Annotated in this window: 18 protein-coding genes; 11 read left to right on the forward strand and 7 right to left on the reverse strand. The window is 61.3% G+C overall.

Going from position 1 to position 22,597, the window contains the following annotated elements:
• Positions 1 to 95: 95 nt before the first annotated feature.
• The 10 genes from HBO05_RS25915 (at position 96) to pcaC (ending at position 9,889) form a co-directional block, all read left to right on the forward strand.
• The gene (locus HBO05_RS25915) at positions 96 to 1,442 is read left to right on the forward strand and encodes an MFS transporter (RefSeq protein ID WP_170042899.1); all 1,347 of its coding nucleotides are present in this window, start codon (positions 96 to 98) and stop codon (positions 1,440 to 1,442) included.
• A 248-nt stretch (positions 1,443 to 1,690) separates the two neighbouring features.
• On the forward strand, positions 1,691 to 2,548 hold the full coding sequence (locus HBO05_RS25920; protein WP_029297076.1) for a CoA transferase subunit A: 858 nt from the start codon (positions 1,691 to 1,693) through the stop codon (positions 2,546 to 2,548).
• Positions 2,548 to 3,327, forward strand: a complete 780-nt coding sequence (locus tag HBO05_RS25925) for a CoA-transferase subunit beta (protein WP_169955515.1) — start codon at positions 2,548 to 2,550, stop codon at positions 3,325 to 3,327. The genes HBO05_RS25920 and HBO05_RS25925 overlap by 1 nt, the downstream gene beginning before the upstream one ends.
• Positions 3,324 to 4,529: a 3-oxoadipyl-CoA thiolase gene (gene pcaF / locus HBO05_RS25930; RefSeq protein WP_170043064.1), complete on the forward strand. Its 1,206-nt coding sequence runs from the start codon at positions 3,324 to 3,326 to the stop codon at positions 4,527 to 4,529. Before HBO05_RS25925 ends, pcaF begins: the two co-directional genes overlap by 4 nt.
• 28 nt (positions 4,530 to 4,557) lie before the next feature.
• Positions 4,558 to 5,262 carry a protocatechuate 3,4-dioxygenase subunit beta gene (pcaH, locus tag HBO05_RS25935; RefSeq protein WP_169955516.1) on the forward strand — a complete coding sequence of 235 codons (705 nt, stop codon included), beginning with the start codon at positions 4,558 to 4,560 and terminating at the stop codon, positions 5,260 to 5,262.
• Position 5,263: 1 nt separating this feature from the next.
• Positions 5,264 to 5,830 carry a protocatechuate 3,4-dioxygenase subunit alpha gene (pcaG, locus tag HBO05_RS25940; protein ID WP_169955517.1) on the forward strand — a complete coding sequence of 189 codons (567 nt, stop codon included), beginning with the start codon at positions 5,264 to 5,266 and terminating at the stop codon, positions 5,828 to 5,830.
• A gap of 183 nt (positions 5,831 to 6,013) precedes the next feature.
• Positions 6,014 to 7,309: an MFS family transporter gene (locus tag HBO05_RS25945; protein WP_169955518.1), complete on the forward strand. Its 1,296-nt coding sequence runs from the start codon at positions 6,014 to 6,016 to the stop codon at positions 7,307 to 7,309.
• A gap of 10 nt (positions 7,310 to 7,319) precedes the next feature.
• A complete protein-coding gene (locus tag HBO05_RS25950) occupies positions 7,320 to 8,684 on the forward strand; it encodes a 3-carboxy-cis,cis-muconate cycloisomerase (RefSeq protein WP_170058356.1) in 1,365 nt (454 codons plus the stop codon).
• A gap of 10 nt (positions 8,685 to 8,694) precedes the next feature.
• Entirely contained in the window at positions 8,695 to 9,486 is a 792-nt protein-coding gene (pcaD, locus tag HBO05_RS25955; protein WP_172314578.1) for a 3-oxoadipate enol-lactonase, read from the forward strand.
• Between the two features lie 10 nt (positions 9,487 to 9,496).
• Positions 9,497 to 9,889, forward strand: a complete 393-nt coding sequence (gene pcaC / locus HBO05_RS25960) for a 4-carboxymuconolactone decarboxylase (RefSeq protein WP_169955521.1) — start codon at positions 9,497 to 9,499, stop codon at positions 9,887 to 9,889.
• Positions 9,890 to 9,916: 27 nt separating this feature from the next.
• Here pcaC and HBO05_RS25965 read toward each other — a convergent pair whose 3' ends face one another.
• The 7 genes from HBO05_RS25965 to HBO05_RS25995 all read right to left on the reverse strand — a co-directional run bounded on the left by HBO05_RS25965 (position 9,917) and on the right by HBO05_RS25995 (position 21,448).
• Positions 9,917 to 11,476: a M91 family zinc metallopeptidase gene (locus HBO05_RS25965; protein WP_172314580.1), complete on the reverse strand. Its 1,560-nt coding sequence runs from the start codon at positions 11,474 to 11,476 to the stop codon at positions 9,917 to 9,919.
• Positions 11,477 to 11,585: 109 nt separating this feature from the next.
• Complete coding sequence (locus tag HBO05_RS25970) at positions 11,586 to 12,479, reverse strand: polysaccharide deacetylase family protein (protein ID WP_172314582.1); 894 nt, start codon at positions 12,477 to 12,479, stop codon at positions 11,586 to 11,588.
• An 84-nt stretch (positions 12,480 to 12,563) separates the two neighbouring features.
• Positions 12,564 to 14,072, reverse strand: a complete 1,509-nt coding sequence (locus tag HBO05_RS25975) for a M91 family zinc metallopeptidase (RefSeq protein WP_262381464.1) — start codon at positions 14,070 to 14,072, stop codon at positions 12,564 to 12,566.
• A 188-nt stretch (positions 14,073 to 14,260) separates the two neighbouring features.
• Positions 14,261 to 15,511 carry an OprD family porin gene (locus HBO05_RS25980; RefSeq protein ID WP_172314584.1) on the reverse strand — a complete coding sequence of 417 codons (1,251 nt, stop codon included), beginning with the start codon at positions 15,509 to 15,511 and terminating at the stop codon, positions 14,261 to 14,263.
• 166 nt (positions 15,512 to 15,677) lie between these two features.
• The gene (gene adeC / locus HBO05_RS25985) at positions 15,678 to 17,135 is read right to left on the reverse strand and encodes an AdeC/AdeK/OprM family multidrug efflux complex outer membrane factor (RefSeq protein ID WP_170042893.1); all 1,458 of its coding nucleotides are present in this window, start codon (positions 17,133 to 17,135) and stop codon (positions 15,678 to 15,680) included.
• On the reverse strand, positions 17,135 to 20,302 hold the full coding sequence (locus HBO05_RS25990) for an efflux RND transporter permease subunit (protein WP_169955526.1): 3,168 nt from the start codon (positions 20,300 to 20,302) through the stop codon (positions 17,135 to 17,137). Before HBO05_RS25990 ends, adeC begins: the two co-directional genes overlap by 1 nt.
• A gap of 3 nt (positions 20,303 to 20,305) precedes the next feature.
• Positions 20,306 to 21,448, reverse strand: coding sequence for an efflux RND transporter periplasmic adaptor subunit (locus HBO05_RS25995; RefSeq protein ID WP_169955527.1), 1,143 nt, complete (start codon positions 21,446 to 21,448; stop codon positions 20,306 to 20,308).
• Between the two features lie 265 nt (positions 21,449 to 21,713).
• On the opposite strand from HBO05_RS25995, the gene HBO05_RS26000 reads away from it, so the two are divergent.
• Positions 21,714 to 22,346 (forward strand): TetR family transcriptional regulator, encoded by a 633-nt coding sequence (locus tag HBO05_RS26000; protein ID WP_032858025.1) that lies wholly within the window; start codon positions 21,714 to 21,716, stop codon positions 22,344 to 22,346.
• The last annotated feature ends 251 nt before the right edge of the window (positions 22,347 to 22,597 follow it).

Here is a 22,597-nt window from a genome sequence, read left to right on the forward strand (position 1 = left end):
ACCGCGACGGCGCCTACCGCCGCAGTTCTGGTTTCGCCCCAATAATAATGACGACTCACCGTCGTCCGCCCGCCATCGGTGTGGAAATAAAAATAATGAATCAGCCTTCGCCTTCTGTTGGTACGTGTCTGGACGTGCAGTCCTTTATCAATGCGCAACCGCTGTCCCGCTATCAATGGCGGGTGGTGATCCTGTGTTTCCTGATTGTCTTTCTCGACGGCCTGGACACCGCGGCCATGGGCTTTATTGCGCCGGCGCTGTCCCAGGATTGGGGCATCGACCGTGCCAGCCTCGGCCCGGTGATGAGCGCCGCGTTGATCGGCATGGTGTTTGGTGCCCTGGGCTCCGGGCCCTTGGCCGACCGTTTCGGGCGCAAGGTGGTGCTGGTGGGCGCGGTGCTGGTGTTCGGCGCGTTCAGCCTGGCTTCGGCCTACAGCAGCAACGTTGATCAACTGCTGGTGTTGCGGTTCCTGACCGGCCTGGGCCTTGGCGCCGGTATGCCGAATGCGACGACCCTGCTGTCCGAATACACCCCGGAGCGTCACAAATCGTTGCTGGTGACCAGCATGTTCTGCGGCTTCAACCTGGGCATGGCCGGTGGCGGGTTTATCTCGGCCAAGCTGATCCCGATGTTCGGCTGGCACAGCCTGCTGCTGCTCGGCGGCATCCTGCCATTGATCCTGGTAGGCGTACTGGTGCTGTGGTTGCCGGAATCGGCGCGCTACCTGGTGGTGCGCAATCGTGGCACGGACAAGGTGCGCAAGGCCCTGGCACCCATCGATCCGGTCACCGTCGCCCAGGCCGCCAGCTTCAGTGTCCCGGAACAGAAAACCGTCAAGGCGCGCAATGTGTTCGCGGTGATCTTCTCCGGCACCTACAGCGCCGGCACCCTGTTGCTGTGGCTGACTTACTTCATGGGCCTGGTGATTGTGTACCTGTTGACCAGTTGGTTGCCGACCCTGATGCGCGACAGCGGCGCCAGCATGGAACAGGCAGCGTTCATCGGAGCGCTGTTCCAGTTTGGTGGCGTGCTCAGCGCCGTGGGCGTGGGTTGGGCCATGGATCGGTTCAATCCGCACAAGGTCATCGGTACTTTCTACTTACTGGCGGGGGTGTTTGCCTACGCGGTGGGCCAGAGCCTGGGCAACATCACTCTCCTGGCCACCCTGGTGTTGATCGCCGGGATGTGTGTCAACGGCGCGCAATCGGCCATGCCTTCGCTGGCTGCGCGGTTTTACCCGACCCAGGGGCGGGCGACCGGGGTGTCCTGGATGCTGGGGATTGGGCGTTTTGGCGCGATCCTCGGCGCGTGGATGGGCGCCACGCTGTTGGGGTTGGGTTGGAATTTCGAGCAGGTACTGACGGCGTTGGTGATTCCCGCTGCATTGGCCACCACGGCGGTGCTGATCAAGGGCTTCGTCAGCCACGCCGACGCCACCTGATGTAGGAGCCGGCTTGCCGGCGATGAGGCCTTGGAGCCTTGGAGCCTTGCAGTGATTTCAGGATCGCCATCGCCGGCAAGCCGGCTCCTACAGGGATTTGAGGTGATTGATAGCCAGGCAACAATCTGTTCGATTATCGAACGGTTAGTCGATTATCGGATTGTTTGGCCCCTGACCCCGGCTTACTCTTCAAGCACTTCGGCGCTGCCTCCAGCGCCTTTTTCGACCTACATCGGGAGCCCAACCCCATGGCTGAAATCCTTTCGCTGGCTGATGCGGTAAAGCAGTTCGTCAATGATGGCGACACCGTCGCGCTCGAAGGCTTTACCCACCTGATCCCTACAGCGGCAGGTCATGAAATCATTCGTCAGGGCAAGAAAGACCTGACGCTGGTACGCATGACGCCCGACCTGATCTACGACCAACTGATCGGGGCCGGCTGTGCGCGCAAGTTGATTTTCTCCTGGGGCGGCAACCCTGGCGTAGGGTCCCTGCACCGCCTGCGGGACGCGGTCGAGAAGCAATGGCCGCAACCGTTGGAGATCGAAGAGCACAGCCATGCGGACCTGGCCAACGCCTATGTGGCCGGCGCATCCGGCCTGCCGTTCGCTGTGCTGCGGGCGTATGCCGGTTCCGACTTGCCCAAGGTCAACCCGCTGATCAAGACCGTGACCTGTCCCTTCACTGGCGAAGTGCTGGCGGCGGTGCCGTCGGTGCGCCCGGACATCACCGTGATCCATGCGCAAAAGGCCGACCGCAAGGGCAACGTGCTGTTGTGGGGGATCCTCGGGGTGCAGAAAGAGGCGGCATTGGCGGCCAAGCGTTGCATCGTCACCGTCGAAGAAATCGTCGATGACCTCAACGCCCCGATGAACGCCTGCGTGCTGCCGACCTGGGCCCTGACCGCGGTGTGCCATGTCCCGGGTGGCGCGCATCCGTCCTACGCCCACGGTTACACCGAGCGTGACAATCGCTTCTATCAAGCCTGGGACCCAATCGCTCGGGACCGTGGGACGTTTACCGCCTGGATCGATGAATACATCCATGGCACCGCTGACTTCAGTCAATTCCAGGCCAAGCTGGCGGCCGCGCAGGAGGCCAAGTAATGACTTACTCGACCAATGAAATGATGACCGTCGCCGCCGCGCGCCGCCTGAAAAACGGCTCGGTATGCTTCGTCGGTATTGGCCTGCCGTCCAAGGCCGCCAACCTGGCACGCCTGACGTCTTCGCCGGATGTGGTGTTGATCTACGAGTCCGGTCCGATTGGCGCCAAGCCCTCGGTATTGCCGCTGTCCATTGGTGATGGCGAGTTGGCGGAAACCGCTGACACGGTAGTCCCCACCGGTGAGATTTTTCGCTACTGGCTGCAAGGCGGGCGCATCGACGTCGGGTTTCTCGGTGCGGCCCAGGTCGACCGCTTCGGCAATATCAACACCACCGTGGTCGGTGACTATCACCAGCCCAAGGTGCGCCTGCCGGGTGCCGGTGGCGCGCCGGAAATCGCCGGTTCTGCCAAGAGCGTGCTGATCATCCTCAAGCAGTCGTCCCGTTCGTTTGTCGACAAACTGGACTTCATCACCTCGGTCGGTCATGGCGAAGGCGGCGATTCGCGCAAGCGCCTCGGCCTGCCGGGCGCAGGCCCCGTAGGAATCATTACCGACCTGTGCATCATGGAGCCGGAGGAGGGCACCCACGAATTCGTGGTCACCGCCCTGCATCCCGGCGTTACTCGCGAGCAAGTGGTCGCGGCCACTGGTTGGGCGATCCGCTTTGCCGACCAGCTCAGCATCAGCGCCGAACCCACCGACATCGAACTGAACGCCTTGCGCGACCTAGAAGCCCGTACGGCCGCCGCCCATGGCCAAACCCCAGGAGAAGCCTGATGCGCGACGTGTTTATCTGTGATGCCATCCGCACCCCCATCGGCCGCTTTGGCGGTGGCCTGTCCACGGTGCGCGCCGACGACCTGGCGGCCTTGCCGATCAAGGCACTGATGGCGCGCAACCCGTCGGTAGACTGGACCGCGGTCGACGAAGTGTTCCTCGGCTGCGCCAACCAGGCCGGCGAAGACAACCGCAACGTGGCGCGCATGGCCGCGCTGCTGGCCGGCCTGCCGCCGAGCATCCCTGGTGTCACGCTCAACCGTTTGTGCGCCTCGGGCATGGACGCCATCGGCACCGCCTTTCGCGCCATCGCCAGTGGCGAAATGGAGTTGGCGATTGCCGGTGGCGTCGAATCGATGTCCCGGGCGCCGTTCGTAATGGGCAAGGCGGATGCGGCGTTCTCGCGCAACATGAAGCTGGAAGACACCACCATCGGCTGGCGCTTTATCAACCCATTGATGAAGGCGCAGTACGGCGTGGATGCCATGCCGCAGACCGCTGACAACGTGGCGGATGACTACAGCGTCTCGCGCGCCGACCAGGACGCCTTTGCCTTGCGCAGCCAGCAGCGCACTGCCGCTGCCCAGGCCGCTGGCTTTTTTGCCGAAGAAATCGTACCGGTGCGGGTCGCCCATAAAAAAGGCGAGACCCTGGTGGAGCACGACGAACACCCGCGTGCCGACACCACCCTTGAAGCCCTGACCAAGCTCAAACCGGTCAACGGCCCGGACAAGACCGTCACTGCCGGCAACGCTTCCGGGGTCAACGACGGTGCGGCCGCCTTGATTTTGGCCAGTGCTGAAGCGGTGAAAAAACACGGCCTGACCGCCCGCGCCCGGGTGTTGGGCATGGCCAGTGCCGGGGTCGAACCCCGGGTGATGGGCATCGGCCCGGTGCCTGCGGTGCGCAAATTGGTGGAGCGCCTGGGCCTGGCGGTCAGCGACTTTGATGTGATCGAACTCAACGAAGCCTTCGCCAGCCAGGGCTTGGCGGTGCTGCGTGAACTGGGCCTGGCGGACGATGCGCCGCAGGTCAACCCGAACGGTGGCGCCATTGCCTTGGGCCACCCGTTGGGCATGAGCGGTGCGCGCCTGGTGTTGACCGCACTGCATCAACTGGAAAAAACCGGCGGCAGCAAAGGCCTGGCGACCATGTGTGTCGGCGTCGGCCAAGGCCTGGCGCTGGCGATCGAACGCGTTTGAGACCTACAAGAATAAAGAGGATTGCTCCATGAGTGACAAGCCCGGATACCGGCGCCCGCAAGCGGGTACTCAGCCTGATTACCTGCACCCGGCATACCAGTCGACGAACCTGCGTTCGCCGTCCAAGCCGCTGGTGTTTTTGCCCCATTCGCTGTCGGAAATCACTGGCCCGACTATCGGCGCCGAGCGCATTGCCGAGCACGACAACGACCTGACTGCCCAGCACGATGGCGAGCCGCAAGGCGAGCGCATCATCATTCACGGTCGGGTCCTGGATGAAAACGGCCTGCCTGTGCCGGGCATCCTGGTGGAGATCTGGCAGGCCAACGCCGCCGGGCGCTACAACCACAAGCGCGACCAGCACGACGCGCCCCTGGACCCGAACTTCACCGGCACCGGTCGCACCGTCACCGATGCCGATGGCTGGTACCAGTTCCAGACCATCAAGCCCGGCGCCTATCCGTGGGGCAACCACCACAACGCGTGGCGCCCGGCGCATATCCACTTTTCGCTGTTCGGCCCCAGTGTGCTGACGCGCCTGGTGACCCAGATGTACTTTCCCGGCGACCCGCTGCTGGCCTACGACCCGATCTACAACTGCGTGCCGGACACCTCGGCCAAGGAACGCCTGATCGCCCGTTTCGACCTGGAAAAGACCGTGCCGCATTACGCCCTCGGCTACCGCTGGGACATCGTCCTGCGCGGCCGCGACGCCACGCCGATGGAGAAATGACATGACCCTCAACGCAACCACGTCCCACACCGTCGGACCGTATTACCACATCGGCCTGACCTGGCTGAACCGCGAAGACCTGGCGAATGCGGGCACCCTTGGCGAGCGCGTGGCCATCACCGGGCAAGTGCTCGATGGCAATGGCGAGGTGGTCAACGATGCGATGCTGGAAGTCTGGCAGGCCAACGCTGCCGGCAAATATGACCACCCCGAGGATGACCAGGACAAAGCCCTGGACCCTAACTTCGAAGGCTTTGGCCGGGTGCCGGTGGACGCGCAAGGGCGCTTTCGTTTCAGCACCATCAAGCCGGGCAGTGTGCCGGGCCTCAAGGGCACGACCCAGGCGCCGCATCTGGTGGTGCTGGTGTTTGCCCGTGGTTTGGTCAAGCATTTGCTGACGCGGATCTATTTCGACGGCGAGGCAGCCAATGGCGATGACCCGTTGCTGGCGTGTGTGCCGGCAGAGCGGCGCCGCACCTTGGTTGCCAAGGCGGATGCGTCGGGGGTGTATCAGTGGAATGTGATTCTTCAGGGCACCGATGAAGAAACGGTGTTTTTCGATTACTGAGTTGGCTGCAAGGGCGCCATCGCGGGCAAGCCCGCTCCCACAGTGGAATGCGTTCACCTGTGGGAGCTGGCTTGCCTGCGATAGGGCCGGCACAGGCAACTGCTATCCAAAGGTCTGCTTGCGGAACGAGGTTGTTGCAAAGTATGTCTAGACTCTAACCCGTTCCCCACGAGTGAAAACAACATGACAACCAATACCAGTCACTACACCGGAGAAGAACGCAGCAAACGGATTTTTGCGATTGTCGGGGCCTCTTCCGGCAACCTCGTCGAATGGTTCGACTTCTACGTCTACGCCTTCTGCGCCATCTACTTCGCCCCGGCGTTTTTCCCCTCCGACGACCCCACGGTGCAACTGCTCAACACCGCTGGCGTGTTCGCCGCAGGCTTTTTGATGCGCCCCATCGGCGGCTGGCTGTTTGGCCGGGTCGCCGACAAGCATGGGCGCAAGAATTCGATGATGATCTCGGTGCTGATGATGTGTGCCGGCTCCCTGGTCATCGCCTTTCTGCCCACCTACAAGGACATCGGCGCCTGGGCCCCGGCCCTGCTGCTGATGGCGCGACTGTTCCAGGGCCTGTCGGTGGGCGGCGAGTACGGCACCACGGCAACCTACATGAGCGAAGTCGCGCTCAAGGGCCAGCGCGGCTTCTTTGCCTCGTTCCAGTACGTGACCTTGATCGGCGGGCAACTGCTGGCGGTGTCGGTGGTGGTGATCCTGCAACAACTGCTCACCGAAGACGAACTGCGGGCCTGGGGCTGGCGCATTCCGTTTGTGATCGGGGCCGTGGCGGCGGTGATTTCGCTGCTGCTGCGCCGCTCCCTGAAAGAAACCACCAGCAAGGAAATGCGTGAAAACAAGGACGCCGGCAGCATTGCCGCGCTGTTTCGCGATCACAAGGCGGCGTTTATCACCGTGCTCGGCTACACCGCTGGCGGCTCGCTGATTTTCTACACCTTTACCACCTACATGCAGAAGTACCTGGTGAACACCGCTGGCATGCACGCCAAGACCGCCAGCTACATCATGACCGGCGCGCTGTTCCTCTACATGTGTATGCAGCCGCTGTTCGGCATGCTCTCGGACAAGATCGGCCGCCGTAACTCGATGCTCTGGTTCGGCGCCCTCGGCACCCTGTGCACGGTGCCGATCCTGCTGACCCTGAAAACCGTGACCAGCCCGTTCCTGGCCTTTGTGCTGATTACCCTGGCGCTGGCGATTGTGAGTTTCTACACCTCCATCAGCGGCCTGGTAAAAGCGGAAATGTTCCCGCCACAAGTGCGCGCCCTCGGTGTGGGCCTGGCCTATGCGGTGGCCAACGCGATCTTCGGTGGTTCGGCGGAATACGTGGCCCTGGGCCTGAAATCCATCGGCCTGGAAAACACCTTTTACTGGTACGTGACCGGCATGATGGCCATCGCGTTCCTGTTCAGCCTGCGCCTGCCGAAACAGGCGGAGTACCTGCACCACGATCTGTAAGGGATGAGTTATGACACTGCGCACGAGCAACCAATTGTTCGACGCTTACTTCACCGCCGACAGCATGGCCGAGGTGTTCTGTGACCAGGGACGCTTGCAGGGCATGCTGGATTTCGAAGCCGGATTGGCCCGGGCGCAGGCCGGGGTCGGGTTGATTCCTCAGGCCGCCGTGGCGCCGATTGCCCAGGCGTGCCTGGCCTCGTTGTACGACGTGGACGCCCTCGGCGCGGCGATTGCCACGGCGGGCAATTCGGCGATCCCGCTGGTCAAGGCCCTGGGCAAGTTGATTGCCAGTGAAGACGCTGGCGCCGAGCGCTATGTGCATCTGGGCGCCACCAGCCAGGACGTGATGGACACTGGCCTGGTCCTGCAACTGCGGCGGGCGCTGGAGCTGCTCGATACGGACCTGGCCCGCCTGGGCACGGTGCTCGCGGCCCAGGCGCAGCGCTATGCCGATGTGCCATTGGCCGGGCGCACCTGGTTGCAGCACGCAACGCCGGTCACCCTGGGGATGAAAATCGCCGGTTGGCTGGGGGCGGTGACACGCAATCGCCAACGGCTGCTGGAGTTGAAGCCGCGCTTGCTGGTCCTGCAGTTTGGTGGCGCATCCGGCACCTTGGCTGCACTGGGCGAACACGCCATGCCGGTGGCGCAAGCCCTGGCGGCAGAGTTGCAACTGACGCTGCCCGAGCAACCCTGGCACACCCAGCGTGACCGTTTGGTGGAATTTGCCGCCGTGCTGGGCCTGATCGCCGGCAGCCTGGGCAAGCTCGGGCGGGATATCAGCCTGTTGATGCAGACCGAAGCGGGGGAAGTGTTCGAACCTTCGGCGCCGGGCAAGGGCGGCTCCTCGACCATGCCGCACAAGCGCAACCCGGTTGGCGCGGCGGTGTTGATCAGCGCTGCCACGCGTGTGCCGGGCCTGGTGGCGACGATGTTCAGCGCCATGCCCCAGGAGCACGAGCGCAGCCTGGGCCTGTGGCATGCCGAATGGGAAACCCTGCCCGAGATCTGCCGCCTGGTGTCCGGGGCGTTGCATCAGGCGCTGCTGCTGGGCGAAGGCCTGGAAGTCGATGCGCAGCGCATGGCGCGCAATCTCGACCTGACCCAGGGCCTGGTGCTGGCCGAAGCCGTAAGCATCGTCTTGGCCCAGCGTTTGGGCCGTGAAACCGCCCATCACTTGCTGCAACAGTGCTGTAAACGCGCGGTCGCCGAACAGCGCCATTTGCGCGCAGTGTTGGCCGATGAGCCGCAAGTCACCGCCGAGCTGTCGGCGCTGGAATTGGATCGCCTGCTGGACCCGGCGCATTACCTGGGCCTGGCACAGACCTGGGTCAGCCGCGCCGTGGCCGAGCACTTTGCATTGTCTGCCTGAGGAGACTGCTGTGGGATTTGTACGACTCGCCGATGGCGAACTGAACTACCAACTGGAAGGCCCTGAAGGCGCACCGGTGCTGGTGCTGTCCAACTCATTGGGCACCGACCTGCAGATGTGGGATACCCAGATGCCGGCCTTCACCGAGCATTTTCGGGTGCTGCGCCTGGACACCCGTGGCCACGGCAAATCCCTGGTCACCGAGGGCCCCTACAGCATTGAACAACTGGGCCGTGACGTGCTGGCGTTGCTGGACGCCCTGGATATCCAGCGTGCGCATTTCTGTGGCCTGTCCATGGGCGGGTTGATTGGCCAGTGGCTGGGCATCAACGCCGGTGAGCGCTTGCTCAAGCTGGTGCTGTGCAATACGGCGGCCAGGATCGGCACCCCTGAAATCTGGAACCCGCGGATCGACATGGTCCTGCGCGATGGCCAGGCGGCAATGGTGGGCTTGCGTGATGCATCGATTGCCCGCTGGTTCACTGCCGATTTTGCCCAGGCTCATCCCGACCAGGCCAAGCGCATCACCGACATGCTCGCGGCCACATCGCCCCAGGGCTATGCCGCCAACTGTGGCGCGGTGCGCGATGCGGATCTGCGCGAGCAACTGGCGTCCATCAAGGTGCCGACGTTGGTGATTGCCGGCACTGAAGATGCCGTCACACCCCCGGCGGGCGGGCACTTTATCCAGGCGCGTGTAGCGGGCGCCGAATACGCCGAGTTCTACGCGGCGCATCTGTCCAACGTACAAGCCGGGGCTGCGTTCAGCGACCGGGTACTAACCTTCCTGCTGGATCGCTGAGGGCGTTTTTGTGGACGAGAAACAACGTTATGCCGAGGGGCTCGAGGTGCGGCGTGCAGTGCTGGGCGATGCCCATGTCGATCGCAGTCTCAATGCCCTGACCGAGTTCAACAGCGAGTTCCAGGAAATGATCACCCGTCATGCCTGGGGCGATATCTGGACCCGCCCGGGCTTGCCCAGGCATACCCGCAGCTTGATCACCATCGCCATGCTGATCGGTATGAACCGCAGCGAAGAGCTGAAATTGCACCTGCGCGCCGCCGCCAGCAATGGCGTGACCCGCGCCGAGATCAAGGAAGTGCTGATGCAAAGTGCGATCTACTGCGGGATCCCGGCGGCCAATGCGACGTTTCACCTGGCAGAGTCGGTGTGGGACGAGTTGGGGGTGGAGTCGCGGGACTGACGACAATTTGCCCGCCCTTATGCCAAGTCACTCTTCAGCCGCTGGAATGTAGGTGTTACGCCGTGGAAAACCGGTTTCTTCACGCAGCGCATTTTCGGTAAAGGTCTTGGGGTTGGTGGGAGTGGGGGGCGTCGTGGGGTCGTTGTCAAAATCAAAGGCGGGAGCAGTGGTCTGCAACCCAACAGCTTGGCGCTCCATATTGGACTCGCCATCGGTTTTGCCTGGGAGGAAGGTGCCGTGGGCGCCGTTATAGGCATGGGCCATTTCATGGTAGAGGACAACGACCGGCGGCTCTCGGAAGATAAAACCAGGGTTGCTGTTGATTGCTGCGCTAGTTGCTACCGAGCCTTTGGTATTACCTTGGATGTAACCTATCAAGGGTGACTCTGCGAGGTCGTCATATTCTTTTAGTTGTGTGTCATGCTCTCTCGTGAAGTTGTTGCCGTATGAATAACTAGTGTTGCCGGTGGTCTCTCGAATAGTAACGGGGGAACCATTGAGTTCGGCTGCCTGGTCTAGTTCAGAGAGCATATTTTGTGCGGTCGGCGAGTTTCTGAAAAATTCAAGATTGTCTTGGGTGTGTTGCTTGAACTTGTCTGAACCTTCGACTTTAAAGGCTTTGTGCCCGGCGTCGCTTATGCGCACTTGTCTTAGGGTTGAGCCGGCAACCCTGGCAACCCGATCCCCCGCGTCGGCGTAGATCTGGTCGCTTGCATGGTTTGCCAGGACGATGTCCCGGCCTCGGCCGGTGTAGAAGGTGGTCGGCCTTGTGCTGTACATCACGTCTTCACCGGGGCCGCCATGCATCAGGTTAATCGGGCTGGCGCCGATCATGGTGTCGTTGCCCTTGCCACCATCCATGTAACTGAACGTTCCCTTGCTGCCGGGGCCGGAGAGCATCAGGTCATTGCCGTTGTTGCCATACATGACGGTCTTGCCTGTGCCGCCGCGCATTGTGTCATTGCCGCTATTGCCTTCGGCGTAGCTGTTGGCGCTGCCCAGAGTGATATCGTCATCGCCCGCACCGCCATAGACACGGGTTTCACCACTGCCAAGGGCTTCAATCCTGTCTCGCCCCCTGCCGCCCTCAATGACAATCGGCATAGTGACGCGAGGATCAACCCTGATGTGATCATCACCGCCTTTAGACTTGATGTGCAGTTCTTCAGGGTAATCTTCGTGGTTGTTGATTTTTAATAGGTAATGAATGCCATTGACTTCCAAGTGAATGTTGTCGCCTGAAGCGGGATTAACCTTTATGACGTCTGAATGATTACCTGTAACGACTTGCAGCGCGTTGCTTCTGTTTAGATATCCATCATCCGTGGATTTCTCCCATGTGACTTGATGGGTTATTTTTATAGTGTTGTCGCTAAATAGGGCGAATGCGTTTGTATAGACGGGATATTTTTCAACGTAGTTCTGATCGATTGTCAATGTTGAATGTGGCGTAAAGAGCGTATGTGATTTTTTCAATGGCGGGCTTTGAATCGTAATGGGGTTCGATACGGAGTTACCCGCCAGTGTTACCGGGTGCGTGCTTGGTGGCGGTAGATTTAACGGTTGTAAGCCAGTTGATATTGCCATTACGTACTCTCGCTTTAGTGTGTGCGTTGAGTACTAGTGGCTGAGCGGTGGCCAAGGATTCCCAAGGGAACCAATGCCGGTTTTTTCGGGACCCGTAGCAAGGTGGCGTTCAGTGAGCGTCGGCGTCCCACACCCAGTTCCACACTCCCGGCAAGTGCACCACCTCGTTGGTACCCTTCACCGTGCGCGCCAGGGCTGCGCGTTCCAGGGTCGCGCGGTCGGTGTAGAAGGGGGCGGCGGCAGTCTGCAGGCCATTGGCCTGGGCACTGTCCATCAGGATCTGCAGGTATTCCGGCAGGTGCCGGGCGGAGTAGCGGTTGATGTCGTGAAAGGTCACCACGACCGGAATCACCCCGTCCACGGTCGGCAGTTCGCCCAGCGCAATGCGTTCGCGCACCAGCGATAGTTGCCGCAGCAGGTTGGCCCGCCGCCTCGGGCTGGCATTGAAGCCCCAGATCTTGCCGTCATTGGCACTCAAGTCGGTCAGCAGGATATGCATGCCGTGGCGCTGATAGGCGGCGAAGGTGCGCTTGTCATAGTTCCAGAAGGGCGGGCGCACCAGGCTGGGTGCGGTGCCAGTGATCGAGGCAATGCTTGCGGCGCCCAGGCTCAGGGTTTGTGCCAGGTCTTCGTCGTTCATCAGGCGATGGTTGCTATGCCAGCGGGTGGCGGTGTGGAAGGCCAGGATATGCCCGGCGGCGTGTTCGCGTTCCATGGTCTTGCGCCCGCGCGGGCTGCCGCCGGAACGCCAGGCCTGGGTCTGCAAAAAGAAAATTGCCTTGATCCCCGGCAGCACCGGGTTATGAGCCAGGTCCTGGATTACCGAGCGGCTGGGATTGGCGTAGCCCGAGGCGCTGGGGCCATCATCGAACGTCAGCAGGAAACGGATCGGCGCCTGGCTTTGCAGGCGTTGTGCGGTCTGCGGGGTCAATGCCACGGGCGCGCCGATGCAGCCGCTGAGGCTGATCAATAGTGTGGCAAGCAAGAGGGCAATGAGTTTCATGGGGCTCTGGGGTCAATGATGCACATCCTTGTGATCGGGGTATGGAGGCCGGCAACATACAGCAAGCGCGTACCCCGTTCACTGTCAGTCTGCGTAGTGCTCACGCGGGCCATAGCCCATTTCCTCACGCAAGCCGTTCTCGGTGAACGGCTTGGGATTGGTTGAAGTAGGCGGCGTGAGTGGGTCGTTGTCAAAGTCGAACGGTGCGGCAGTAGTCGGCAGGCCAACGGCCTGGCGTTCTACATTGGGTGTATCCACTGGAGGGTTTGCGCCTACCTGCTCTTGGGTGTGGCCGCCGAAAAAGGTGCCCGTGCCGGCGTTCCAGGCATGGGCCGATTCATGTTGCAGGGTGACGATGGGTGCGGCAGGGACATTGGGGTCGGCGTAGATATCGAACGGATTGTACTGCAGGGTGCCGCTGTTGATTCGGCGACCTGCAGCCCCTTCTTTGATATGGCTTTGTTTTGTCTGTTCTGGCGACAGATGGTCGTCAAAATGACTGCTGGAACCTTCGATAATCGGCAACGGCGCGCCGTTTTGTCGAGCCACGGCGTCCATCCCCGCGAGCATTTGCTGGCCCACGGGCGAGCCGCGCAGCAATTCAAGGTCATCTTCGACCCGTTGCTTGAACGCCTGCGTGCCTTGGGCCTGGAACCCTTCTTTACCGGCGTTGCTTGGCGTCACCGGGGTGATCGTTGCATCAGACCCGCCCAAGAGCCGATCAGTGGGTTTTGCATAGATGCGGTTGTCCGGCCGGTTGGACCAGATCGTGTCGTGGCCTTTGCCGCTGTAGAAGGTCGTGCGGTCGTGCCCCACCAGCACATCGTCACCTTGGCCGCCGTTTATCACCGTATGCCCATCGCCAGCGTATAGCTGGTCGTTACCGCTGCCGCCATCCAGGTAGCTTTGCTTCTGGGCGGCCCCGGCACCTGCGTACAGCCGGTCATTGCCGTTATTGCCATACATGACGTTGGAGCCCGTGCCTCCCACTATCGTGTCATCACCTTCGTTGCCCTCGACATAACCGTTGCCGCTGCCCAGGCGCAGGGTGTCGTTGCCCTTGCCGCCAAACAGCTGGGTGGGGCCGCCGCCCGCTTGCACGTCATCGTCGCCATCGCCGGCTTCGACCTTGACCGGGAGCATGACGCCGGGGTCGATTTTTATCTTGTCGTCACCGCCATGGCTTTTGATATGCAGGCTGGTGGGCGCACTGTCCTTGGGGTCTCTGACATTAAACAGGTAGGGCTTACCGTTGACCTCGACCTTGAGCCGGCCATCAGGGTGGTTGCTCAGATGAATAGTGTCGGCGCTGTTGCCGGTTTCAAATGTCAGGGCGTCGCTCACAATGATCGATTTTCCCGGCGCCAGAGGTACTTCGCTCAGGGACTGGCGGACTCTGAGGTTGCCGTCATCGACCAACGTCAGTTGCTTGTCCTGCGAGGAGAAATTCGGAAGCTCCGGTTGCGCCTGTGAAGGGGTTCGCGCAGAAGGAAACGGCTGGTGTTGGCCTTTGCCTGGCACGGCGGCGGGCTCGGCCTGCGGCGTGTGAGGGGGGAGGGCAGGCATGGCGTGATGTGGCGCGATCGTGTTCATGGTCAGTACCTTTCAGTTCAACGCAAACGCCCCTCCAGGGGGGGGGAGGGGCGGTAGGTATGTCGTGCGATTGAATGAAAGTGTTCCGTCGCCGCCGTCGATCCTTTGTTACCGGGCGTAATAAAGTAGGCGCACCCGGTGCAGAAAAGTCGTCGGACGGCGCGGGCTTTTTGCCGTTCGCCCTGTCACTACAACAAGCTGATTGGATAGCTGACGATCAACCGGTTCTCATCAAACTCATTGTTGCTGTAGTCGCGGCGCATGCTGGAATTGCGCCAGCGCATTGTAAGATTTTTCAGGCTGCCGCTTTGCACGGTGTAGCCCACTTCGCTTTCCCGGCCCCATTCCTTGCCATCGTTGACAGTGGCGGTGTGCACGTTGCTGCCGCTGATGTAGCGGTTCATCAAGGTCAGGCCGGGCACGCCCAGGGCGGCGAAGTTGTAGTCATGGCGTACCTGCCAGGATTTTTCCTCGGCGTTGTCATAGCTGGCATTGAAGCTGTCGTTGGCCAGGGTGCCGCCGCTGGTGCCATTGACTCGCATCCACGCGCTGTTGCCGCTGAGTTTTTGCAGGCCGACGTAGAAGGTGTTGCCACCGTACCTGGCGGAGAACAGGCCGGACCAGGTCTTGTTGTCCAGGTTGCCGGCCCGGGCGCTGCCGTCGTCCTGGCCGTAGAAGAAGCCGAGGTTGGCCCCCAGGGTCCAGTCGCCCAGGGGCTGGCTGTGGGTCAGGTTGAGGTATTGCTGGCGGTAGATGTCCTTGAGCTGGGCATTCCACACGGCGACCTGGGTACGTTTGTCGTTGAACGCGTATTCGGCGCCCTGGAAGTTGAAGCGATCGGAGGTGAACGCGGTTTTCCCGAACATCGACATGTCCGTCATGCTGCTGTCGTCACGCGGGCTGTTGGCGCGGAACTGGCCGCCATACAGGGTCAGGCCGGCGATCTCTTTGGAGGTGATCTGCCCGCCGCGCAGGGTTTGCGGCAGGGAGCGGCCATCGTCCGAACGCAGGATCGGCAGTACCGGCATCCACTCGCCGACTTTCAACTCGGTCTGGGAAACCCGTGCCTTGAACGCCACCCCCAGGCGCCCGAAGTTATCGGCCGGCTTGCCATCGTGGTCCAGGGGCAGCAATTGGGTGCCGCCGGAGCCGCCGCCGCCGTCGAGCTTTTGCGAATACATGCCCAGCACATCCACCCCGAACCCCACGGTGCCCTGGGTGAAACCGGACTTGGCATCAAGGATGAAACTCTGCGTCCACTCCTGCGCGCCGCTCTGGGCCTTGGTCGGGTTGGTGAAATTGCGGTTGAAGAAGAAATTGCGCAGGTTGAGGTTGGCGCTGGCATCTTCCAGAAAGCCGTGTTCCTGGGCAACAACTGGGAGGGCAAGGCTGGCGACAGCGGTAGCCAGCAATAGCCGGCGAGGGTGCAAGGTGCTCATGGCATGGGACCTGTTGTTATTGGTGGTTTTCAGGTGCGGGCCATGGTGCGGGGCGTGTGTGGGGCGGTTCAATTGGGGGAGGGCGGGTTTTGGGCGGTGATCGCACGAAACTGTGCGCCCATGAAAAAGCCCACCAAAGGGTGGGCTTCATGTGTTGCTACGCCGATCAGAACAACTTGAGCTTCGGCGCTTCTTCTTTCACTGGCTCATTCTTCGCCGTCTGTTCGTTCCAGCCGCCGCCGAGGGCCTTGTACAAGGTCACTTCGCTGGTCAGTTGGGCCAGGCGGTCGGTGATCAGCGTTTGCTGGGCAGCGAACAGCTGGCGTTGGGCGTCGAGGAAGGTCAGGTTGCTATCAACCCCAATGCGGTAGCGACGCTCGGCCAGGCGGTAGTAGTCCTGGTTGGCCGCGACGAAATCACGCTGGGCCTGCAACTGTTGGTTGTAGGTCGCGCGTGCCGCCAGGCCGTCGGAGACTTCCTGGAACGCGGTCTGGATCGACTTCTCGTAGGTCGCGACGTTGATCTCTTTCTGGATCTTCGAGTAGTCCAGGCTGGCGCGCAGGCTACCGGCGTTGAAGATCGGGATGTTGATCTGCGGCGCGAACGACCAGGTACCCGAGCCGCCCTTGAACAGGCCACCGAGGTCCGGGCTCAAGGTCCCGGCATTGGCGGTCAGGCTGATGCTCGGGAAGAACGCAGCCCGTGCCGCGCCGATGTTGGCGTTGGCAGCCTTGAGGTTGTGCTCGGCCTGCAGGATGTCGGGGCGACGTTGCAGCAGGTCTGAAGGCAGGCCGGCCGGTACTTCGCTCAACAGGTCGTCGGACAGCGGCTGGGTGGCGAGATTCGCCGGCAGGCCGGTGCCCAGCAGCAGGGTCAGGTTGTTTTCGTCCTGGGCCACCTGGCGGGTGTAGCGGGCCAGCTGCACACGGGCGCTTTCAACCGAGGTGCGCGCCTGGCTCAAGTCCAGGGCCGAGGCCACGCCGACTTCGTTGCTGCGCGAGGTGAGCTTGAAGCTCTGCTCGTAGGCGGCCAGGGTGTCCTGGGTCAGCTTGAGCAGTTCCTTGTCCGCTTGCCAGGTCAGGTAGGCATTGGCCACGCTGGCCACCAGACTGATCTGCGTGCTGCGGCGTGCTTCTTCAGTGGCGAAGTATTTCTGCAACGCTTCTTCGCTCAGGCTGCGCACCCGGCCGAACAGGTCCAGTTCGTAGGCGTTGATCCCGAGGGTCGCCGAGTAGGAACTGGTGATGTTCGATTCGCCGGTTTGCGAGGCCCGTGCCGGAACGCGCTGGCGGCTGCCGCTGCCATTGGCGCCGACGGCCGGGAACAGGTCGGCACGCTGGATGCGGTACTGCGCGGCAAAGGCGTCGATGTTCAGCGCCGCGACACGCAGGTCACGGTTGTTGACCAGTGCGACCTGGATCAGTTGCTGCAGGGCAGGATCGTGGAAAAACTGCTTCCAGCCTTGCTCGGCAGCGGCCTGGCTCGGCGCCTGGGCCGACGAGTACGCCGGCCCCTGCGGGAACTGGGCGGCAACCGGCGCTTCAGGCTGCTGATAATCAGGGATCAGCGAGCAGCCACTGAGCACGAATGCCGTGACTGCCAGGGAGAGTAGCGACTTGCGCATTAGCCAGCCTCTTTAGGAGTATTCGGTGTATCGGACTTGTCAGTTTTTTTCCGGCTACCCATGGCGGACACGGTCACGAAGAACAGTGGCACCCAGAAGATCGCCAGGACGGTGGCAGTGATCATACCGCCAATCACCCCGGTACCGATTGCGTGTTGGCTGCCTGAACCTGCGCCCGAGGAGATCGCCAGCGGCAGTACGCCGAGGACGAACGCCATGGACGTCATGATGATCGGACGCAGACGCATGCGGGACGCCTCGATGGCCGCCTCGACGATGCCCTTGCCCTGTTCATGCAGCTCCTTGGCAAATTCCACGATCAGGATGGCGTTCTTCGAGGCCAGGCCCACGGTCACCAACAACCCCACCTGGAAGAACACGTCGTTGGACAGTCCTCGCAGGCTGGTGGCCATCAGTGCACCGATCACGCCCAGCGGGACGACCAACACCACCGCAATCGGGATCGACCAGCTTTCGTACAGCGCTGCCAGGCAGAGGAACACCACCAGCAACGACAGGGCATACAGCGCAGGCGCCTGGGAGCCGGACAAGCGTTCTTCATACGACAGACCGGTCCAGGCATAGCCCACACCCGCCGGCAATTGCTTGGCGATGCGCTCGACTTCCGCCATCGCGTCACCGGTGCTGTAGCCAGGCGCCGGGGTCCCGAGGACTTCCATCGCCGCTACGCCGTTGTACCGCGACAGTTTCGGCGAGCCGAAGATCCAGTTACCAGAGGCAATTGCTGATAATGGCACCATCTTCCCGTCGTTGGCGCGCACGAACCATTTGTTCAGGTCTTCAGGGGACATCCGGCCAGCGGCCTCACCCTGGATGTAGACCTTCTTCACTCGACCGCGGTCGATGAAGTCATTGACGTAGCTGCCACCCAAGGCAATCGCCAGGGTCTGGTTGATGCTCGACAGGCTGATGCCCTGGGCACTGGCCTTCTCGTCATCAATGGTCAGCTCGTACTGCGGCTCATCGTTGACGCCGTTGGGACGTACGCCGGCCAGGATCTTGCTCTGCGCGGCCATGCCGAGGAACTGGTTACGTGCGTTCATCAAGGCATCGTGACCCACACCGCCCTGGTCCTGCAGGAACACGTCGAAACCGGTGGCGTTACCCAACTCCAGTACCGATGGGGGCACGATGGCAAACACCATGGCGTCCTTGAAGGTCTGGAAGAAGTATCCCTGGGCACGCTTGGCCACTTCGAACACCGACATCGATGCGTCGCGCTGGTCCCATGGCTTGAGCATGACGAATGCCAGGCCCGAGCTTTGGCCACGACCGGCAAAGTTGAAGCCGTTTACGGTAAATACCGATTGCACGGCCTTGCCTTCACCGGGCTCACCTTCCTTGTCGTTCAACAGGAAGGCACGCATGTCGTCGATAACGGTCTGGGTGCGTTCGGCCGAAGAACCAACCGGTGTCTGCACCTGGGCGAAGATCACACCCTGGTCTTCCTCGGGCAGGAACGCGCTTGGAATACGGGTAAACAGCCAGATCATGCCGGCGAAGATGATCAGGTACACCAGGAACGAAGGCGCCTTGTGCTTGATCATGTTGCCCACGCCACGCTCGTAGCTCAGTACGCCACGGTCGAAGGTGCGGTTGAACCAGCCGAAGAAACCACGCTTGGGTTGGCCGTGTTTCTCGGGGTCGATCGGCTTGAGCATGGTGGCGCACAAGGCTGGGGTGAAGATCAGTGCAACCAGTACCGACAGGGCCATCGCCGACACAATGGTGATGGAGAACTGTTTATAGATCACGCCGGTGGAGCCGCCGAAGAACGCCATCGGCAGCAATACCGCCGACAGGACCAGGGCAATACCCACCAGGGCGCCCTGGATCTGGCTCATGGACTTGACCGTCGCCTCCTTGGGCGACAGGTGCTCCTCGGCCATCACCCGCTCGACGTTTTCCACCACCACGATCGCATCGTCCACCAGCAAGCCGATGGCCAGGATCATGCCGAACATGGTCAAGGTGTTGATGGTGAAGCCAAAGGCCGCGAGGATGCCGAACGTACCCAGCAACACCACCGGTACCGTCATGGTGGTGATGATGGTGGCGCGGAAGTTTTGCAGGAACAGGTACATCACCAGGAACACCAGGATGATCGCCTCGACCAGGGTATCGACTACCCCGGAAATCGATTCGGTCACCACCGGCGTGGTGTCATACGGAACCACGGCTTTCATGCCTGGCGGGAAGAACGGCTCCAGGGACGCGACCGTGGCACGGATGGCCTTGGCGGTGTCCAGGGCGTTGGCGCCCGATGCCAGTTTGATCGCCATGCCGGAAGCCGGCTTGCCGTTGAACTGGGCGCTGATGCTGTAGTTCTGGCCACCCAGCTCGACACGGGCGACATCGCCCAGGCGCACTTGGGAACCATCGCTGTTCACGCGCAGGAGGATCTTTTCAAACTGCTCGGCGCTTTGCAGGCGAGTCTTGCCGATGATGGTGGCGTTCAACTGAGTGCCGGGCAGGGCTGGCAGGCCACCCAACTGGCCGGTGGCCACCTGGACGTTCTGCGCCGCAATGGCACTGCTGACATCCACCGGGGTCATCTGGAAGTTGTTCAACTTGGCCGGGTCCAGCCAGATACGCATGGCGTACTGGGAACCGAAGACCTGGAAGTCACCCACCCCAGATGTCCGCGAAATCGGGTCCTGGATGTTGGAAACGATGTAGTTGGACAGGTCATCCTTGCTCATGGTGCCGTCTTCGGACACCAGGCCGATCACCATCAGGAAGTTCTTCACCGACTTGGTTACGCGGATCCCCTGCTGCTGCACTTCTTGCGGCAGCAATGGGGTCGCCAGGTTCAGCTTGTTCTGTACCTGAACCTGGGCGATGTCCGGGTTGGTACCCTGGTTGAACGTCGCGGTGATAGTCATGCTGCCGTCGGAGTTACTGTCCGAGGCGACATAACGCAGGTTGTCGATACCGTTGAGCTGCTGCTCGATCACCTGCACCACGGTGTCCTGCACGGTTTGTGCGGACGCGCCTGGGTAGGTCACCTGGATATCAATGGCGGTTGGCGCGATGGCCGGGTATTGGTTGATGGGCAACTTCAGGATCGACAGTGCCCCGACCAGCATGATCACCAGGGCTATTACCCAGGCGAAAATGGGACGGTCGATAAAAAATTTCGACATGTATTACTCCCCTTTGCCAGCGGCGGCGGCAGGAGCAGAACCGGCGGGCTTGGCGTTGGTGGCTTCCTTCGCTTCAACCGTGATGCCCGGCTTGATGAACTGCAAGCCTTCGGTGATCACACGGTCACCGGCATTCAGGCCCTTTTCCACTAGCCAGTAGGCGCCGGCGGTACGGTTGGCCACCAGCACGCGCTGTTCGACCTTGTTGTCGGCGGTGACGACCAGCGCAGTCGGGATGCCCCGGATGTCGCGGGTCACGCCTTGTTGTGGGGCGAGGATCGCCTTGCTGTTCACGCCGGCCTGCAATTGTGCGTGGACAAACATGCCCGGCAACAGGGTGTGATCAGGGTTGGGGAACACAGCGCGCAGGGTTACCGAGCCAGTGGTCTGGTCGACCGACACTTCGGAAAATTCCAGGCGGCCTTGCTGGGTGTATTCGCTGCCGTCTTCCAGGGTCAGCTTGACCATGGCCGCGTTTTCACCGGCTTTCTGCAGTTGGCCGCTTTCCAGGTCGCGACGCAGTTTCAGCATCTCGGCGGAGGATTGCGTGACGTCGACGTAGATCGGGTCCAGTTGCTGGATCACGGCCATGGCGTCTGCCTGGCCATTGCTGACCAATGCGCCTTCGGTGACCGAGGAACGCCCGATACGCCCGGAGATCGGGGCGAACACCTTGGTGTAGCGCACGTTGATCTGAGCCGTCTGCAGGTTGGCTTCGGAAGTCATGCGGTTGGATACGGCGGTGTCGTATTCCTGGCGGCTGACCGCCTGCTCGTTGACCAGTTGTTTGTAGCGGTCGGCAATCGACTTGGTCTGTTGCAGGTTGGCCTGGGCGCTTTTCAGGGTCGCCTCATACACCGACGGATCGATCTGATAGAGCTGCTGGCCTTCCTTGACGTCGCCGCCTTCCTTGAATAGGCGCTTGAGAATGATGCCATTGACCTGGGGGCGGACTTCCGCGATGCGGAACGCAGTGGTGCGGCCCGGCAATTCGGAGGTCAGGGTATAGGCTTGAGGTTGAAGGGTGACCACGCCGACCTGAGGGGTTTGAGCGGGCGGCGCCGCTTCTTCCTTTTTACATCCGCTGAGCAGCGATGCCAGGGCGACGGCAGTGACCAGAGCGGTAACAGCTGGCTTAAGTTGCATGAAGATCCTCGGGTCAGGCGCGCTTGATGCGCACAAGAAGTGTGGAAGGGTAAAAAACAGACAGTGAGTAGATAAGTAGCTTGCTAGGCAATATACTTACGTTCATGGTTGTTTGTAAACTCTTGACAGGCTTCGCGGATTCCTTACAAAGCAATGCCCAAAGCCTCGATTCTAGTACGTTCGATGCCCATGAAGGCGTCGTCCCATAATTATTCAGAAGGTGGTTATCCACCACCGCCCGTGTCCTGATTGAGGTGTTACTGCCATGGTTCGTCGTACCAAAGAGGAAGCTCAGGAAACGCGCAGCCAGATACTTGAAGCCGCCGAGCAAGCCTTTTATGAGCGCGGTGTTGCGCGCACTACGCTGGCGGATATCGCGGCGCGGGCGGGTGTGACGCGGGGCGCGATCTATTGGCACTTCAGCAACAAGTCGGACCTGTTGCAGGCACTGCTCGACACGCTGCACGAACCCCTGGACGAATTGGCCAGGGCCAGTGAAAGCGAGGATGAGGTAGATCCGCTGGGCTGCATGCGCAAGCTGCTGATCCATCTTTTTCATCAGGTGGCCCTGGACCCGAAGACTCGGCGCATTAATGAGATCCTGTTCCATAAGTGCGAATTTACCGACGAAATGTGCGACATGCGCCGTCAACGCCAGACCCATAGCCTTGAGTGCAACCTGCGTATCGGCCTGACGTTGCGCAATGCAGTCCACCGCGGGCAACTTCCGGAAAACCTCGACACCGCTCGTGGGGCGGTATGCATTCATGCCTACATCAACGGGCTTGTTGGCCAGTGGCTCCTGGTGCCTGACAGTTTCGAGCTGTATCAGCAGGCCGAGCGCCTGGTGGATATTGGGCTGGACATGCTGCGCTTGAGCCCCAGCCTGCGCAATTGATACAAAATGCGTAATTACGTCTGTTTGTGTCAATAGTAAAGCCCAAGGACGGTCAATCGTCCTTCCGGCTTATTTGTGGGGTGACTTTATATACGCGCTGGCGCCAGGTTGAAAGGTAGCCGGCTAAGTATTTTGTAGCGATATTGTTGCATTGCTGTGAAGGAATGTTACCGAACCTGCGGGAGCGAACTGTCTCTAAGTGATGTGCTGGCTGGCCCACCGCTATCGCGGGCAAGCCCGCTCCTACATTG

Origin of the sequence: Pseudomonas sp. WS 5079 (assembly GCF_012985465.1) — a bacterium.
GTDB lineage: Bacteria > Pseudomonadota > Gammaproteobacteria > Pseudomonadales > Pseudomonadaceae > Aquipseudomonas.